The organism is Pseudomonas sp. Mn2068 (genome assembly GCF_049319725.1).
GTDB classification, from domain to species: domain Bacteria; phylum Pseudomonadota; class Gammaproteobacteria; order Pseudomonadales; family Pseudomonadaceae; genus Aquipseudomonas; species Aquipseudomonas gingeri.
This window is the reverse complement of record NZ_JBMOUG010000001.1, coordinates 974,591-990,772: the sequence shown is the minus strand read 5'-3', so window position 1 is coordinate 990,772 and position 16,182 is coordinate 974,591. Positions and strand designations below refer to the sequence as shown.

Sequence of the window (16,182 nt, the reverse complement as noted above, 5' to 3'; positions counted from 1 at the left end):
CTGTGGGGGAACTGCCCGATAGGAGTAGCAGATGAGCAACCAACAGAACGAAGCGAAGAAGGTCGCCGCCCGCCGGGTGATCGAGGAATTCGTGCGCGATGGCATGAAGCTGGGCCTGGGGTCCGGCACCACCTCGCATTTCTTCGTTCGCGAACTGGGCAAGCATGTCGCCAATGGCCTGCAACTGACCTGCACCACCACTTCCCGTTCGACCAACGATGTGGCGCGGGAAGTGGGCATCGAGATCATTGATCCGAACGAGATCGGCGAGCTCGACCTGACCGTCGACGGCCCGGACGAGATCGACCGCCAGTTCAACATGATCAAGGGCGGCGGTGCCTGCCTGCTCTGGGAGAAGATCATCGCCCATGCTTCCAAACGCATGATCTGTGTGTGTGACGAGACCAAGATCGTCGACTGCCTGGGCCAGTTCCCGCTGCCGGTGGAAGTGGTGCAGTTCGGCTGGAAGCAGACCGAGCGCCTGGTCAAGCGGATCCTGGCCGGGCAGGGCATCAACGAGGTGACGATCATTCGCCGGCTGCGCGATGGGCAGCCGGTGGTTACCGACAGCGGCAACTTCATTCTCGACTGCCATTGCGGACCGGTTATCCGCGATCCGGCGCCGCTGGAAATCGAGCTCAACCGTATTCCGGGCGTGGTCGAGAACGGCCTGTTCACCCGCGAAGCCGTGGGCATGGTCGTAGGTTGTTTCGACGGCTCTTCCTACGTTCGTTTGCGATAACCGGTGCTCCAGGCAAGGCCGCACCTGCGTGAAACAAGGCTGAAGATAGTATTAAACCTACAATAATAAGTCGGAGTTAATCCCATGAAAAAAGTCAATCTATCTAGCGTGAGTCGTCGTAGCGTGTTGGCCGGCGGTGTGGTCCTAGGACTGGGCGCGATGCTGGGACGCAGTGCCTTCGCGCAGACCCCGCTGTCGGTCGCCTACTCCAACAAGAGCCTGGACTACTACTTCTTCGTCATTCAGGAAGAGTCGGTCAAGCGCGCCGTCCAGGCACAATCGGGCAAGTTCCAGGCAACCAACGCCAGCTTCGACACCACCACCCAGCTCGGCCAATGGCAAAGCCTCATGTTGTCCCAGCCGTCGGCGATCATCTCCGACCCGATCGACAGCCAGGCCATTGTCTCGGCCATCAAGCGTTACAACCAGCGCAAGATTCCGGTGGGCATCATCGACACTCCGGCCGATGGCGGCGATGTCGCGATTACCGTGAGTTTCGACAACTTCAAGGGTGGGGTGATGGCCGCCGAGGAAATCGTCAAGCGCCTGGTCGCGAAGTACGGCAGCCCCAAGGGCACCGTGCTCAATTGCTTCGGCGCCCTGGCCTCGGTGGCCTGGCGCCTGCGCAAGGAGGGTATGGACTCGGTGTTCGCCAAGTACCCGCAGATCAAATACCTGGCCCGTCCTACCGAAGGACTGCTGGACAAGATGCAGGCGGTCACGCTGTCGACCCTGTCGGAGTTCCCCGACCTCGATGCGGTACATGCCCCTTCGGATTCTCCCTCGCGCGGTATCGCGGCGGCGCTCAAGCAGAAGGATCGCTGGAAGAAGGTCGGCGAGAAAGGCCATGTCATTTTCATCAACATCGACGGTGAGCCGGTGGCCCTTGACTGGATCAAGGACGGCTACATGGACGCCTGTGTGTCCCAGGACCCTGTGGCCTATGGGGGCATTGCCGTGGAGATGATCACCAGGTATTCCCTCAATGGCCAGGCGGTGCCGCTGGGCACCTACCAGAACAAGGACTACTTCTGGGAATCGGGAGAGATTGTCCAGGGCAAGACCGGTCCGACCCTGATCATCCCGGCCTTTGTGATCAACTCCGACAACATCGACGACAAGCGCCATTGGGGTTATGTCGCGGAAAAAGTCTGGGGCGTTCCCTCCAAGTGACGGTTGCGGTTGTCGCAGCAGAGCGAGGCTCTGCCGCGATGTTCATCCGACAAGCTGATGGTGAGAAAACAACATGACCCTACACGACACCCAGGCCGGGGCAGCGATGGACGACACGATCCTGCGGATCGACAACATCGCCAAGAGCTACGGTCCCGTGCACGCCCTGCGCGGTGTCACCACGCAGATCCGCCGGGGTTCGATCCATGGCCTGCTGGGGGAGAACGGCGCCGGCAAGTCCACGCTGGTGGGGATCATCTCCGGCCAGGTGATCCCCAGCTCCGGACAGATTCTCATGGACGGTCGGCCGCTCAAACAGGTGGACGTCAAGGCCATGGAGCAGGCCGGGGTATTCCTGGTGACGCAGGAACCGATGATCATCGGCAACCTGACGGCCGCGGAAAACCTGATGCTGGGGATCTGGCCGACCCGCAACGGTTTTGTCGACTGGAAACAGCTGGGCGCCGATGCCGCGCGGATGCTCGATGGCTCCGGCATCGACCCGACAGTCCTGGCTGGCCAGCTGGATGCAGTGGCGCGGCGCAAGCTGAACATCCTCCGGGCCATGTTTTCGGGGGGCAAGGTGATCATCCTCGATGAGCCGACGGCGTCGCTGACCGTGGTCGACCGCCGCCAGCTGTTCGACTTCATGCTGCGCCTGAAGGGCGAAGGAGTGACCTTCATCTTCATCTCCCACTACAACGACGAGATCCTCGAGATCTGCGACGCGGTCACCGTGTTACGCGACGGCAGCCTCGCCGGGACTTGCGAGGACATCGCCTCGATGACCTCCGAGCAACTGACTGAACTGGTGATCGGTCATGGCGTCGAGCTGTTCCAGCGCAAGCGTCGCGACCATTCCGGCAAGCCGCCGGCGATTTCGCTGCGCGGCGTACGGGGCAAGTGGCTGTCCCTGGAGCGCCTCGACATCGGTCCGGGGGAAGTGGTGGGGTTCACCGGTCTGCCGGGGGCTGGCGCGAAGGAAATGGCCCGCGCGATCTTCGGCCTGCATCCGGCACTGGGTACGCTTTCCATCGCCGGTGAAGCCGAGCGGGTGTTGCCACGCTCCCCGCGTGCGGCGTTCGATGCCGGTATCGCCTATCTCTCCGACGATCGCCGGCGCGATGGCGCGGTGGGACCGATGTCGATCGGCAGCAATATCGCCATGTCGTCCCTGGGCGCTCGGACCCGGCTCGGTTTTATCGATACCCGGGCCGAAGCGTCGGTGATCGGGCACTACTTTGCCGCGATGGGGGTCAAGGCGCCCAACCCCGACTATCCGGTCAATACCCTCAGTGGCGGTAACCAGCAGAAGGTGTGCCTGGGGCGCGTGCTCGCCACCCGACCACGCTTGCTGATGGTCGACGAGCCGACCCGTGGCATCGACATGGGCGTCAAGCAGGACGTGCTGCGCATCATCGACGAACTCAGCGATGCTGGCGTAGCGGTGATCATCGTGTCCAGCGATACCGACGAACTGGTTCGCGCGGTGGATCGGGTGTGCATTTTCGACCAGGGCACGATCAAGGAAACATTGACGGGAGAGGACATCACCGTCGAGCGCATCCGCGCATCCGTACAGGGATCAGGCAGTTGAACAATAAAAAGAGTGGAGACACGGGTATGAGAACTCTGGCCAGTCCCGGCAACGAGGTGGCGCCTGCCGCGACCAGAATCAACGGCCCGGCCGTATTGGGCTGGGTATTACACAATGTCGTCTGGATCTGGCTCATCGCCCTGGTGGTCCTGTTCGGTGCGTTCAACGAGTTTTTCTTCACCTTGTTCAACCTGCAGAACGTGATGGTTCAGGCGACGGTGCTGGGAACCCTGGGACTGGCGGTGGCGTTGCCGCTGCTGGTGGCCGAGATCGACCTGTCGATTCCGGCCAATGCCGGTTTTTCCTCGGCGGTGGGGGCGCTCGCGTACTCCAGTTGGGGCCTACCCTGGTTCGTCGCGGTGGCCATCGGCCTGGCGGTCGGCACGCTGATCGGCTTCTTCAACGGGCTGTGCATCACCCGCCTGAAAATGGTCTCGCTGATCGAAACCCTGGCGATGATGATCATTCTGCAGGGCGCCTTGCTGGCGCTGACCCAGGGCACGACCCTGACCAACATGGCCGACGGCTATATCTGGATCGGCCAGGTGACGATCGACGGCTGGCCGCTGATGCCGGTGGTGTTCCTGGTGGCCCTGACGGTGATCGGCGTGGTGCTCAAGCGCACGGTGCTGGGGCGTTCGATCTATGCCGTGGGGGGGAATGCGATCGCGTCGAATTCCGCCGGTATACGGGTCAACCGGGTCAAGATCATCACCTACACGATCTCCGGCTTCCTGGCGGCGCTGGCCGGTTTTCTCCTGGCTTCCTGGCAGATGGCGATCACCTCCAGCCAGGGTTCGAGCTACCTGCTGTATGCCATCGCCGCGCCGATCATTGGTGGCGTCAGCGTGTTCGGCGGGCGCGGCAATGTGAAGGGCGTGCTGGGCGGGGTGTTGCTGCTGACCGTGATCCAGGTCGGCCTGGCCATCGTCAATGTGCCGTCATTCTATGTCGGCATGATCGGCGGGGTGATGATCTTTATCGCGGTCGCTATCGACGCCATTCGCGTGCGCTACTTCGGCTGACTTATCCCAACTTCAGGACAGTGCAATGTCTTTTACTCCGCATGGCAAACACCTTATCGCCGGCCGATGGGTGGCAAGCGACAGCAGCTTTTCCAACACCCCGATCCGCGGGCCGGCCCAGCGCTTTTCGGCAGGCGATGTCGACCTGGTGAACCGTGCGTGCGAAGCGGCGGAGGAGGCCTTCTGCAGTTACGGCCAGGCCAGCCGGGAGTCGCGTGCGACGTTCCTGGAAGCCATCGCCGATGAAATCGAGGCCCGAGCGGCGATCATCACCAGCATCGGCTCGCTGGAAACCGGTCTGCCCGAGGCGCGGTTGCAGGGCGAACGCGGGCGTACCGTGGGACAGCTACGGTCGTTTGCCGCGCATATCCTGGCGGGCGACTACCTTGATCGCCGGCATGACCAGGCGCTGCCGGAGCGCCAGCCCGTGCCGCGCCCCGACATCCGCCTGATGCAACGTCCGATCGGACCGGTGGCGGTGTTCGGCGCCTCTAATTTCCCCCTGGCTTTCTCCACGGCCGGTGGCGATGTGGCGTCCGCCCTGGCAGCGGGTTGCCCGGTTGTGGTCAAAGGCCATGAGGCTCATCCGGGGACCAGTGAGATCGTTGCCGAGGCGATCCGTGCCGCCATCGAAAAATGCGCCGTTCATCCCGGGGTGTTCAGCCTGGTCCATGGTGGCTCCCGGATCGTCGGGCAGCACCTGGTCCAGCATCCGTTGATCAAGGCGGTCGGCTTCACCGGCTCGCTGGGAGCGGGCAGGGCGCTGTTCGACCTGTGCGCGAGGCGTTTCGAACCCATTCCATTTTTCGGTGAGCTGGGCTCGGTGAACCCGATGTTCCTGTTGCCCCATGCGGTTGCCGCGCGCGGTACCGAGATCGGCAATGGCTGGGCGGCCTCACTCACCCTGGGGGCGGGCCAGTTCTGCACCAATCCCGGCATCAGTGTCGTGCTCGAAGGTGCCGAGGCCAATGGGTTTGTCGACGCGACGGTCCGGGCCCTTGAACCGGTGGGCGCGCAGGTGATGCTGAGCGATGCCATGGCAGTCGCCTATCGTGCGGGACGTGAGCGGGTGGCGGGCACGGCGGGCGTGCGTGAAGTCCTCGGTTCATCCTGTGACCGGCGTAACGCGACGCCTTGTCTCTTCGTGACGACAGGCCGGGAATGGCTGGCCAACGCCACGCTGGGGCACGAAGTCTTCGGCCCGTTGGGCTTGGTGGTGACAGTGGCGGATACGGACGAGCTGTTGCTGGTGGCGCGCTCGCTCGAGGGGCAACTGACCTGCACGATCCATATGGACGAAGCCGATACCGAGGTCGCGTCGCGCCTGCTGCCGGTGCTCGAACGCAAGGCCGGACGTCTCCTTGCCAACGGCTTCCCGACCGGTGTCGAGGTGTGTGACGCCATGGTCCATGGCGGCCCTTATCCTGCGTCAACCAACTTCGGTGCAACGTCCGTCGGCACCATGGCGATCCGCCGTTTCCTGCGCATGGTCAGCTATCAGAATATCCCGCAGGGGCTGTTGCCCGGGGATCTGCGCTAGTTGAAAAGAGATTGAGCCCTGCTGCCTCGGCCGAGCCAGAATGACGACTGGCTCGACCGAGGCGGCTTTTGCAGTTTACGGCTGAAGAACCCAGTACTCGGTTGGCGGAATAACGCTGAAGCCATTGCGCTTGTTGGCTCTCAGGTTCTTTCCGATCATATGATGCATATCGCCGAGCACTTTGCTTGAGTTTCCGTATCTCGAATGCCCGAGGATGTCATCTATGGCCACGGCCCGGGTGATATCGATGGAGTCGATGCCAGGATAAAAAAATCCCTTGGAACCGCTGAAACCGAGCATTTCTCGGTCTGCCAGGTAGGAGCTTGATGAGAGTTTGAGCGCCTCATCATCTGACGACATGTAGATGGTTGTGCGACCAAAATTTGCAAATGAATCCTTGTAGGTCTTGAAAAACGTTTCCCGTGGGAAGTCAGGTGCTGCCAGTATTATGTTTCCAAAGCGCTTTCTGAAAAGTCTTGGATTTTCAGAGTAAAGACTCGCAAGGGCAGGTATGACAACTTTTGATCCCATGCTGTGAGCCAGGATATGTATTTTCTTGCCGCTGTTTGACGCTACCAGTTTTGAAACGAACTCCTTGAAGTCAATGGCTGAATCATTGGCTCTGCCAGAGTCACGCTCATATTTCAGCATCTCTCCAATGGATGGCCAGCTGAATACGATGGGCTGAAGATTCAAGTCAATATCGTAGGATACTTGCGCGGCGCGCTTGATAGAACTCTCAAAGTTGACGTTGAAGCCATGTACGAATAGAAAAATATCGCCTTTGGAAAACATGTTTTCGGTCTTGAGGCTTTCGAAGAACTCTTTCTCGGATAGTACCTGGGACTGATTCTTTGCGATTGAAATGATCGGGTCGTCTTTTTCATCTTTGAATCCCATTTTCATCAGGATCTTGAAAAAAGCGCTGTGGGAATCCTTAAAGCTTCCTCGCTCTCTGTTGAAGGGGATCAACACGACTTCCTGGCCATAGGATAGGGCGTCTTTGGATAGATTGATTTCAGGCAGGAAATCTCCGTTTCCATTGCCTCTTCGGTTCGTTGCATATTTGACTTTGACGGCAGTGTATTCTTCAAGGCTGTAGTGGAGTGGTGTCTGGTCGATTGTGACAGGGGCGACAGGTTCCACAACAGGCGTAGGGGCAGGTGCAGGATTTACCGATGCGCAACTACTGAGTAAAACTGATATGAGAGTCAGAGAGAGTAATTTTACCGATTTTATATTGGGAAAAATGTCCATGTTTTTTCGCCTGGAGGGTAGGGGCGAGGCGAGTATAGGTGATCTTTTCCGGCTCGATCACGGGGTTTCCGGTTCCTCCGACAGCGCCCTGAATATCTCCACCATCCGCTCGGCTATTGGTTCTCGCTCGGGGCGTACGCCGATCAACACCTCGTCGACGCATTATGTCCAGCCCGTCACCGGCCAGGTGATGAACACCCGCTGCCTTCCGGAGCAGGCCAGCCGCGCCCACGCGGATATCGCGGCGCGGCGGATTACCGGGTCGATCATCCTGACACCCTGAGCGGTTGGCTTTGCGTATCCGCTCAAGTCGTATCGGGGCGCCGGTGGTGGCTTGCCTCAGGCCTGAGCGGACAACCAGGCTCGCCAGCCGCCCCAGGCGCTGATGTCCGTGGCGCCCGCAAGGCCATGGCCCTCGCAGATGAAGCCGGTCTCCCAGCGGCCATCCTCCAGTTGCACCTTGCCCAGCCCGAGCGGGGCCGGGATGCCGGTCAGGAATGAACCGAGTTCGCTGCTGGGCAATTGCCAGACCTCGACCGCGATGGCCACGCCGCCCTCGGCGACCCGGATCATGCCGGGGCGTCTCACCGGGCCGCCGGCCAATGCGTACAACCGGTAGTCCGCCGAGCTGTGGGTGCTTTCCAGCAGCCGTGCACCGCGCTGGCGCAACTGCCCGTTGAGCGCCAGGCCATCCAGGTGGGCACCGCACACCACCAGGCGGGCCTGGTCATTGCGGGCCGGCTGCGCGGGTGCCTTGCCGTCCTGGCAGGCATTGGCGAGGCTCAACAGGTACTGATCGGTGAAGGCGCGGCCGAACAACGTCACGCCCCAGGGCAGGCCGTTGTCCATGAAGCCGCTGGGTACGGCCACGGCGGCATAATCCAGCAGGTTCATGAAGTTGGTGTAGTAGCCCAGTTCGGCATTGCGCAGGACCGGTTCCTCGGCCAGCTCGGCCAGGGTCACCGGACGGCCGATGGTGGGCGTCAGGACGCAATCGAGCCCGGCCATCAGGCGGTCGCATTCGGCCTTGAGTGCCTGCAGCCGGTACTGCGCGCGAAAGGTCTGCACGCCGCTGACCTGCGGGGCTTTCGCCAGCACGGCGTGGATCACCGGCAGCATCGCTTCCGGGCGGGTCTGCGCCAGTTCGCCGACGACGCTGTAGCGCTCGGCCACCCATGGGCCTTCATAGAGCAGTCGCGCGGCTTCGAGAAACGGCGACAGATCGAGGCTGACCGCTTCACCACCCAGCGCCTGCAAACGTTCGACCGCCGCGGCAAACAGCCCGGGCCCCTCGTCGCAGCCGAAGAACTCCAGGTCCTGGGGACGGGGCAGGCCAAAGCGGAAGGGCCGCACGGCACCGAATGCCAGACCATCGTTCCAGGCCGGATTGGCGCGGCTGTAGTCGTCCTCGGGGTCCGCTTGCGCGGTCAGCGCCAGCAAGCGGCTGGCCTCGGCGGCCGTGGCGGTGAACGTGGTCACGCAATCAAGGGTACGACAGGCCGGAACCACGCCCGCCGTGGACAGCAGGCCCCTGGTTGCCTTGAGCCCCACCAGATTGTTCAACGCCGCCGGCACCCGGCCCGAGCCGGCGGTGTCGGTGCCCAGGGCAAAGCTGGTCAGGCCCAGGGCCACGGTCAGCGGCGATCCCGCACTGGAGCCGCCGGAAGGATAGTCGGCGAGCACGCTGTTGCGGCAGGCGCCATAGGGGGAACGCGTGCCGTTGAGGCCGGTGGCGAACTGGTCGAGATTGGTCTTGCCCAGCGGCACCGCACCGAGGTCGATCAACTGCCGGACCAGGGTTGCCGACCGCGACGGGGTATAGGCGAACGCCGGGCAGGCCGCGGTCGTGGGGATCCCGGCCAGATCGATGTTGTCCTTGATGGCAAAGGGCACGCCATATAGCGGCAGGTTATCCAGCGAGGCGGACTCGAGGGCGGCCAGGTAAGGCTCCAGCTCTTCGACACTGAGCAGATGGATAAACAGGTTGAACTCGGGGTTCAACGCTTCGGCTTGTTCCCGCAGGGCCAGGATCAGGCAGCGTGGCGAGCATTCGCCGCTCGCGTAGCGGGCACGCAGAACATCCAGTTGCAGATCGTTTTTCATGGCTTTTCTCCTGTCATGGCGGCGGGCTCGATCACCACCACCCGTTGCCCGGCACGCACCGCCGAGCCGGGCTGCACGCGTACTTCACGAACGATGCCGGCACAGGGTGCCAGCAGCGGAATTTCCATCTTCATCGACTCCAGCACGACCAGTGCGGTGTCTGCCGCGACCCAGTCGCCGACCGCCACCCGGACCTGCCAGAGATTGCCGGCGATGGGGCTTTCCACGCCGGTCTGATGAGCCGGCAGGGCGGCTTCTTCACTGGCCTCGACGACTGCTTCGCTGCTTTCGAAATGCGCCTGGCCGCTATCGATCCAGCGCTGGCGTTCGGCGGAGAAGGCTGTTTGCTGGTGGTCGCGGAACGCCTGGATGCTGTCCGCCTCGTTGGCGAGGAAAGCCTGGTAGTCGGCGAGGCGCAATTGACTGTGCTCGATGTTCAGGTCGAAGCGCCCCAGGGGGAAATCGCGGCGGATGCGCAGCAACTCCCCGGCGCTGACCGGGTAGAAGCGGATCTGGTCGAAGAAGCGCAACAGCCAGGGTTTGCCGTCGAATGCCGCCACTTCGCGATAACGGTTCCACATCTGCAGCGTGCGGCCGACGAACTGGTAGCCGCCAGGGCCCTCCATGCCATACACGCACAGGTAGGCGCCACCGATACCCACCGAGTTCTCGGCGGTCCAGGTCCGTGCCGGGTTGTATTTGGTCGTCACCAGCCGATGCCGGGGATCCAGCGGCGTCGCCACCGGGGCGCCCAGGTAGACGTCGCCCAGGCCCATCACCAGGTAGCTGGCGTCGAATACCGTGCGCTGCACTTCATCCAGGTCGGGCAGGTCGTTGATGCGGCGAATGAACTCCAGGTTGCTGGGGCACCAGGGCGCGTCCTTGCGCACGGTGGTCTGGTATTTCTCGATAGCCAGCTGACAGGCCGGGTCATCCCAGGACAGTGGCAGGTGCACGATGCGCGAGGGCACCTGCAGGTCGCGAGCGGCACAGACCGCGTCCCACTCGCCCGTGACGATCTCCAGCAGTTGCTCCAGGGGCAGTTGCTCAGGCTGGTAGTGCACCTGCAGCGAGCGGATCCCCGGTGTGAGATCGATGACTCCGGGCAATTGCCTGGCTTCGAGCGCCTGCATCAGGGCGTGACCACGGAAGCGCAACACCAGGTCGAGTTCGGCGGCGCCGATTTCCAGCAGCAGGTGGGTATCGCCGGCCAGGCGTGCCACCAGGCGCGTGTCGTCCCGGCCCAGGTCCAGCACCATCGGCGATGGCAGCCGGGTCAGGTCAGGCGCGGGCCGGGGGGCTGCGACGGCTTCGGCATTCAGCGCGGCCGTGGCAAGTTGGCGTGCTTGAACGAGGTCGCATGGCACGAAGCGCACCTTGTCGCCGGCCTTGAGTTGCCCCAGTTGCCACAGATCGGCCTCGATGACGGTCACCGGGCAGACGAATCCGCCCAGGCTCGGGCCGTCAGGGCCGAGAATCACCGGCATGTCACCGGTGAAGTCCACCGCGCCGATGGCGTAGGGATTGTCGTGGATATTCGACGGATGCAGCCCGGCCTCGCCCCCGTCGGCCCGCACCCATTCGGGTTTGGGGCCGATCAGGCGCACGCCGGTACGGCTGGAGTTGAAATGCACTTCCCAGTCGGTGGCAAAGAAGGTGCGGATGTAGTTTTCGGTGAAGTATTCCGGCGCGCCATGGGGACCGTAGATCACCCGGATCGTGCGTAACGCCTCCAGGGCGGGTTGCGCGGGGAGCACCGCGCCGACGCTGGTATCCGTCAGCGCGGCCAGGTGCAGCACATCGCCGGCCCGCAGGGCCCGGCCGCCATGACCGCCGAACTGGCCGAGGGTGAAGGTGCTCTTGCTGCCGAGATAGTCCGGCACCTGCACGCCCCCCCGCAGGCAGAGATAGCTGCGGGCACCGGCCCCGGCGATGGTGCCCAGGCTCAGCAGCGAACCGGCCTTGACCGCCAGCGCGGTGTTCATCGCCATCACCACGCCATCGAGCAGCACCGGCAACACTGCGCCGGTCACCGCCACCACGGCATCGGCATTGAAGCGCAGACTCGGCCCGCTCATGGTGATTTCCAGGCCCGCGCAACCTTCGGGGTTGCCCAGCAGGCGGTTGCCCAGGCGCAGCGCGCGGCTGTCCATGGGGCCTGAAGGGGGAACGCCCACGGCCCAGTAGCCCTGGCGTCCGGGATAATCCTGGACGCTGGTCTGGGTGCCGCCAGCGAGCACTTCGAAGGTCTGCGCATGATAAGCCAGGCCTTCCAGGCAGCGGGTCCAGGGTTGACCGCTGGCGAACGGGGCATCGAGGAGGATCTGCCGCAAGTAGTCGCGATTGGTCTCGACGCCGTACAGCTGGCTGGCACCCAGGGCCTGGTGCAGGCGCAGGCGCGCCTGTTCACGGTTTTCGGCCCAGGTGATGACCTTGGCGATCATCGGGTCGAAGTAGGGCGGTATCTCGCAACCGGCCTCGACCCAGGTATCGATACGCAGTGCCTTGCCATCGGCCGGCGGGAATTGGACCGCCGTCAACAGACCGGGGCTCGGCTGGAAGTCCTTGCCCGGATCCTCGGCATACAGACGGGCCTGCACCGCGTGGCCGCGCGGTTGCAGGCCGGCGCGCAGTTCGGCGAGCGGCGGCAGGTCACCGGCGGCCAGTTGCACCATCCAGCGTACCAGGTCGACGTTCCAGACCTGTTCGGTAACGCCGTGCTCGACCTGCAGGCGGGTGTTCACTTCCAGGAAGTAGAAGCGTCGCTCGTCGCTGTCGAAGACGAATTCGACGGTGCCGGCGCTGCGGTAACGGACCGCTTTCGCCAATTGCACGGCAGCGGCGCAGAGCGCTTCGGCCATGCCTTCGGGCAGGTTGGGCGCGGGGGTTTCTTCCAGCACCTTCTGGTTGCGCCGTTGCACCGAGCAATCGCGCACGCCCAGGGCCAGGACTTCGCCGGCACCGTCACCGAATACCTGGACTTCCAGGTGGCGGGCGCGCTGGATGTATTTCTCGATAAATACCCCGGCGTTGCTGAAATTGTTCTGGCCCAGGCGCTTGACGGTCTCGAAGGCCTCCCGCAGCGCCTCGGCGGAGCGGCAGACGCGCATGCCGATGCCGCCACCGCCGGCGGTGCTCTTGAGCATGATCGGGTAGCCCACGTGTGCGGCGGCGTGCAGGGCATCGTCGAGGCTGTCCAGCAGGTCGCTGCCTTCCAGCAGCGGCACACCGTGCTGGCGGGCGAGGGCGCGGGCGGTGTGCTTGAGGCCGAACAGCCGCAGTTGCTCCGGCGTCGGGCCGACGAAGGCGATCCCGGCCGCCTCGCAGGCTTCGGCGAAGTCGGCGTTTTCCGAGAGGAAACCATAACCCGGATGGATGGCCTGGGCGCCGCTGGCCCTGGCGGCGGCGAGGATCTTGTCCGTCGCCAGGTAGGTGTCGGCGGCGGCGCCTTCACCCAGGCTCAGGGCCAGGTCGGCTTCAAGGATGTGGCGGCTGGTGATATCCGCTTCGGAATAGACCGCGATCCCCTTGACCTCGAGTTCGCGCAAGGTACGCAGGAGGCGGCAGGCGATGGCGCCGCGATTGGCAATCAGCAGTGTGTCGAACATGACAGGTTCCCTGGAGGCGGCAGGAGTCCGCCTCGGCTGGGGTGCGGGTCGTCCCGCAGTTTTTCGAAAGGGTCTCGGGGTCGTCCCCAGACCGCGATCAGGCCCGCTTGCGCGGCAGGGTCTGGCCCGAACGGCTCTGGCAGAGGATGAACAGCCACTGCCGCAGGGGCTTGCACCAGGTCTTCAGTCCCATATCAGCAACTCCGCCGGAGTGGGGTTGTAGCCATTGCACGGGTTGTTCAGTTGCGGACAGTTGGAAATCAGCACGATCACGTCCATCTCGGCCCGCAACTGCACGTACTTGCCGGGGGCGGAAATACCGTCCTCGAAGGTCAGGGCGCCTGCGGGCGTCACCGGCACGTTCATGAAGAAGTTGATGTTCGGGCCGATATCGCGCTTGCCCAGTCGGCCATCGTGGGCACAGGCGCGCAGGTAGTTGTCGCGACAGCTGTGCATATGGCCCTTGTCCAGGGCATAACGCACGGTGTTGCTTTCCTGGGCGCAGGCGCCGCCGAGGGTGTCGTGGCGACCGCAGTTGTCTTCGACGATGGTCAGCAGCGGGCGGCCGAGGTTCGAGTACAACACGCTGCCGGTGCCCAGGTAGACGTTGTTCTGGCGGCGCAGGGTGCGTTGCACGTCGTAGCGTTCGCGCGGGTTGGCGGCGCTGTAGAACAGGGTATCGACGGCCTGGTTGCCTTCGAGGTCGAGAATGCGCAGGGTCTGCCCGGCCTTCACTTCGGTGAGCCAGGGTTCGCCCGCCGGGACGGTGGCGCGATAGCGGGCCGATTCAGGGTGCAGGTGCGTGGTCATGGCGTCTTCCTCAGGCGAACAGGCGATCGGTATTGATGAAGCCGCGCACGTTCTCGGGGCGCGAGGTGCGGCAGTGCTCGGCAACGCCGGCGTCGGCATTCATGAAGGTCAGGTGCACCGGTTTGGGGGCGTACTCCGGCGCGGGATCCATGGGGTGTTGCAGGGCGGTGATGATGAAGAGGGTGTCCATCGGCGCGTAGAGCTCGATGCAATCGCCGGCCCTGGAGTGGCCCTGGGCAAAGTGCAGTCCGCCGTGGTCATCGACATCGACCCGGCTGAACAGGTTGAGGGTCATGGACAGGTCGGACAGCCCCAGCCCCCACTTGCCCATTTCCACCAGGAGGTTGTCGGCACCGTTGCGATAGAAACCGTTGCGCAGCTCCTGGTAGCGGCCCCGGCCATATTTTTCCTCGACTTCCCCGGCGCAGAGCACGCCACCGATGCTGTCGTTCCAGCCACGGGTATCGCGGGTGATGGCGGCCAGTACCCGGCCCATGTCCGAGTACAGGCAATGGCCGGCGGTGAGGTTGGCGGTGTGTTGGCACTTGAGGCTGTCAGGCAGGTTCAGGCGCTCGGTTTTCTCATGGGCGTTGAACAGCATCAGGCTGACGTTGGCGCCGCCCTGGACATCGCTCAGGCGCAGCAGTTGGCCGCGCTTGAGCACGAAGGACAGGTGGCCGCCACCTGGCAGGCGTTCATCGGCAAAGACAGGCAGGTCATTCATGGGGAAGTTCCTTGTTCGGTTGGAGTGCGTCCGGCAGCGGCGTCGCGCGGGCCTCGCCACGCCGGCTGTTGAGCGGCAAGTCGTAGGTGATGCGCGCGCCATAGGCATTGGGCGCATGGGGATCGATGCGGACCTTGTCGAAGACCATCAGGCGGGTGCCCAGGCTGAAGCCTTCGCTGAGGTCATGGGTGACCATGAACACGGTCAATCGGGTTTCCCTCCACAGCTCCAGCAGCAGGACGTGCATGTCCTTGCGGATGCCGGGATCGAGGGCGCCGAAGGGTTCGTCCAGCAACAGCACCCGTGGCTTCATGATCAGCGCCTGGGCGATGGCCAGGCGTTGTTGCATGCCGCCGGAAAGCTGTGCGGGGTATTTGTCCAGGGCGTGGCCGAGGCCGACCCTGTGCAGCAGCACCGCCGCCTGTTCGCGTGAGGCGCGTTTACGTGGGCCGAACAGCCGCCCCAGCAGCGGTGCCCGGGGCAACTCCAGGCCCAGGGCGACGTTGTCCAGCACACTCAGGTGGGGAAACACCGAATAACGCTGGAACACCACGCCACGGCTCGGGTCCGGTTCGCTGGACAGCGGTTGGCCGTCGAGCAGGATTTCGCCGCGGCTGGCCCGTTCCTGGCCCAGCAGCAGGCGCAGGAAGGTCGATTTTCCGCAGCCCGACGTACCGACCAGGGTGCAGAACTCGCCTTCGGCGATGCTCAGGTTGAGGCCCTCGAGCACCACATGGTCACCGTATTGCTGCCACAGGTTGTTGACCTGGATAAAGCTCATGGCCGCGCCCCTTCGTACCAGGGAAAGGCTCGCCGGGTCAGGTGCTGCAAGCCCCAGTCCATCAGCCAGGCGAGCAGGGTGATCCACACCACATAGGGCAGGATCACGTCCATGGCCAGGTAGCGCCGGACCAGGAAGATCCGATAGCCCAGGCCATCCTCGGAAGCAATGGCCTCGGCCGCGATCAGGAACAGCCAGGCCGACCCGAGCACCAGCCGCAGGGCAATCAGCAGGCGTGGCAGCAGTTGCGGCAGGACCACCCGCAGGATCAGGGTCCAGGTCGAGGCGCCGAGGGTCTGGGCCTTGATCAGCAGTTCGACGGGAATCTCCCGTGCCCGCTGTTCCAGGTCACGGGCCAGGATCGGGGTGATGCCGATGACGATCAGCATCACCTTGGACAACTCGCCCAGGCCAAGGACGATGAACAGGATCGGCAGGATCGCCAGCGGCGGCACCATGGACAGCACCACCAGCAACGGTGACAGCGGTGCACCGAACAACGGCAGCACACCCGCGGCGATGCCCAGGCACAAGCCCGCCACGGCGCTGATGCCCAGGCCGATGGCCAGGCGCCGCAGGCTCGACGCGCTGTCCTGCCAGAGCACGTAGCCGCCGCTGCGCTTGTCCTCGGTGAAGGCCATGCGCTTGACCGCATCGCCCATCTGCACGGCGCTGGGCAGCAGCTTGTCGTTGGGATTGTCCGTCAGTCGTTGCGCCGAGCCCAGGAAGTAGGCGCACAACAACAGCACGAACGGCAGGATCACCAGCAACAGCCGCGTGGGACGGTCGGGATGACGATTGATCAGGCGCATGGCGCGTCCT

13 protein-coding genes are annotated in these 16,182 nt (G+C 63.7%); 6 read left to right on the top strand and 7 right to left on the bottom strand.

The window, feature by feature from the left end; translation table 11 throughout:
* Positions 1–31: 31 nt before the first annotated feature.
* From rpiA to ACL9RJ_RS04245, 5 genes are all read left to right on the top strand, one after another.
* Positions 32–742, top strand: coding sequence for a ribose 5-phosphate isomerase A (gene rpiA / locus ACL9RJ_RS04265; protein WP_017127524.1), 711 nt, complete (start codon positions 32–34; stop codon positions 740–742).
* An 84-nt stretch (positions 743–826) separates the two neighbouring features.
* Positions 827–1,915: a sugar ABC transporter substrate-binding protein gene (locus tag ACL9RJ_RS04260; protein WP_042935953.1), complete on the top strand. Its 1,089-nt coding sequence runs from the start codon at positions 827–829 to the stop codon at positions 1,913–1,915.
* Between the two features lie 73 nt (positions 1,916–1,988).
* Positions 1,989–3,512, top strand: coding sequence for a sugar ABC transporter ATP-binding protein (locus ACL9RJ_RS04255; RefSeq protein ID WP_042935951.1), 1,524 nt, complete (start codon positions 1,989–1,991; stop codon positions 3,510–3,512).
* A 26-nt stretch (positions 3,513–3,538) separates the two neighbouring features.
* Positions 3,539–4,537, top strand: coding sequence for an ABC transporter permease (locus tag ACL9RJ_RS04250; protein ID WP_017127521.1), 999 nt, complete (start codon positions 3,539–3,541; stop codon positions 4,535–4,537).
* A 25-nt stretch (positions 4,538–4,562) separates the two neighbouring features.
* Positions 4,563–6,077, top strand: coding sequence for an aldehyde dehydrogenase (NADP(+)) (locus tag ACL9RJ_RS04245; protein ID WP_017127520.1), 1,515 nt, complete (start codon positions 4,563–4,565; stop codon positions 6,075–6,077).
* A 75-nt stretch (positions 6,078–6,152) separates the two neighbouring features.
* On the opposite strand, the gene ACL9RJ_RS04240 is transcribed toward ACL9RJ_RS04245, so the two are convergent.
* Complete coding sequence (locus tag ACL9RJ_RS04240; protein ID WP_177119048.1) at positions 6,153–7,334, bottom strand: alpha/beta hydrolase; 1,182 nt, start codon at positions 7,332–7,334, stop codon at positions 6,153–6,155.
* Here ACL9RJ_RS04240 and ACL9RJ_RS04235 point away from each other — a divergent pair.
* The gene (locus tag ACL9RJ_RS04235; RefSeq protein WP_085983787.1) at positions 7,333–7,617 is read left to right on the top strand and encodes a hypothetical protein; all 285 of its coding nucleotides are present in this window, start codon (positions 7,333–7,335) and stop codon (positions 7,615–7,617) included. The two genes, ACL9RJ_RS04240 and ACL9RJ_RS04235, sit on opposite strands and share 2 nt — an antisense overlap.
* 56 nt (positions 7,618–7,673) lie before the next feature.
* On the opposite strand, the gene atzF is transcribed toward ACL9RJ_RS04235, so the two are convergent.
* The 6 genes from atzF to ACL9RJ_RS04205 form a co-directional block, all read right to left on the bottom strand.
* Positions 7,674–9,437, bottom strand: a complete 1,764-nt coding sequence (gene atzF / locus ACL9RJ_RS04230) for an allophanate hydrolase (RefSeq protein WP_422764918.1) — start codon at positions 9,435–9,437, stop codon at positions 7,674–7,676.
* Positions 9,434–13,045, bottom strand: a complete 3,612-nt coding sequence (uca, locus tag ACL9RJ_RS04225) for an urea carboxylase (protein ID WP_103032861.1) — start codon at positions 13,043–13,045, stop codon at positions 9,434–9,436. The genes atzF and uca overlap by 4 nt, the downstream gene beginning before the upstream one ends.
* Before the next feature lie 183 nt (positions 13,046–13,228).
* Complete coding sequence (locus ACL9RJ_RS04220; protein WP_017127514.1) at positions 13,229–13,855, bottom strand: urea amidolyase associated protein UAAP2; 627 nt, start codon at positions 13,853–13,855, stop codon at positions 13,229–13,231.
* A 10-nt stretch (positions 13,856–13,865) separates the two neighbouring features.
* The gene (locus ACL9RJ_RS04215) at positions 13,866–14,579 is read right to left on the bottom strand and encodes an urea amidolyase associated protein UAAP1 (protein WP_017127513.1); all 714 of its coding nucleotides are present in this window, start codon (positions 14,577–14,579) and stop codon (positions 13,866–13,868) included.
* Positions 14,572–15,360 carry an ABC transporter ATP-binding protein gene (locus ACL9RJ_RS04210; protein ID WP_017127512.1) on the bottom strand — a complete coding sequence of 263 codons (789 nt, stop codon included), beginning with the start codon at positions 15,358–15,360 and terminating at the stop codon, positions 14,572–14,574. The genes ACL9RJ_RS04215 and ACL9RJ_RS04210 overlap by 8 nt, the downstream gene beginning before the upstream one ends.
* Positions 15,357–16,172, bottom strand: coding sequence for an ABC transporter permease (locus ACL9RJ_RS04205; protein WP_017127511.1), 816 nt, complete (start codon positions 16,170–16,172; stop codon positions 15,357–15,359). The genes ACL9RJ_RS04210 and ACL9RJ_RS04205 overlap by 4 nt, the downstream gene beginning before the upstream one ends.
* Between the last annotated feature and the right edge of the window lie 10 nt (positions 16,173–16,182).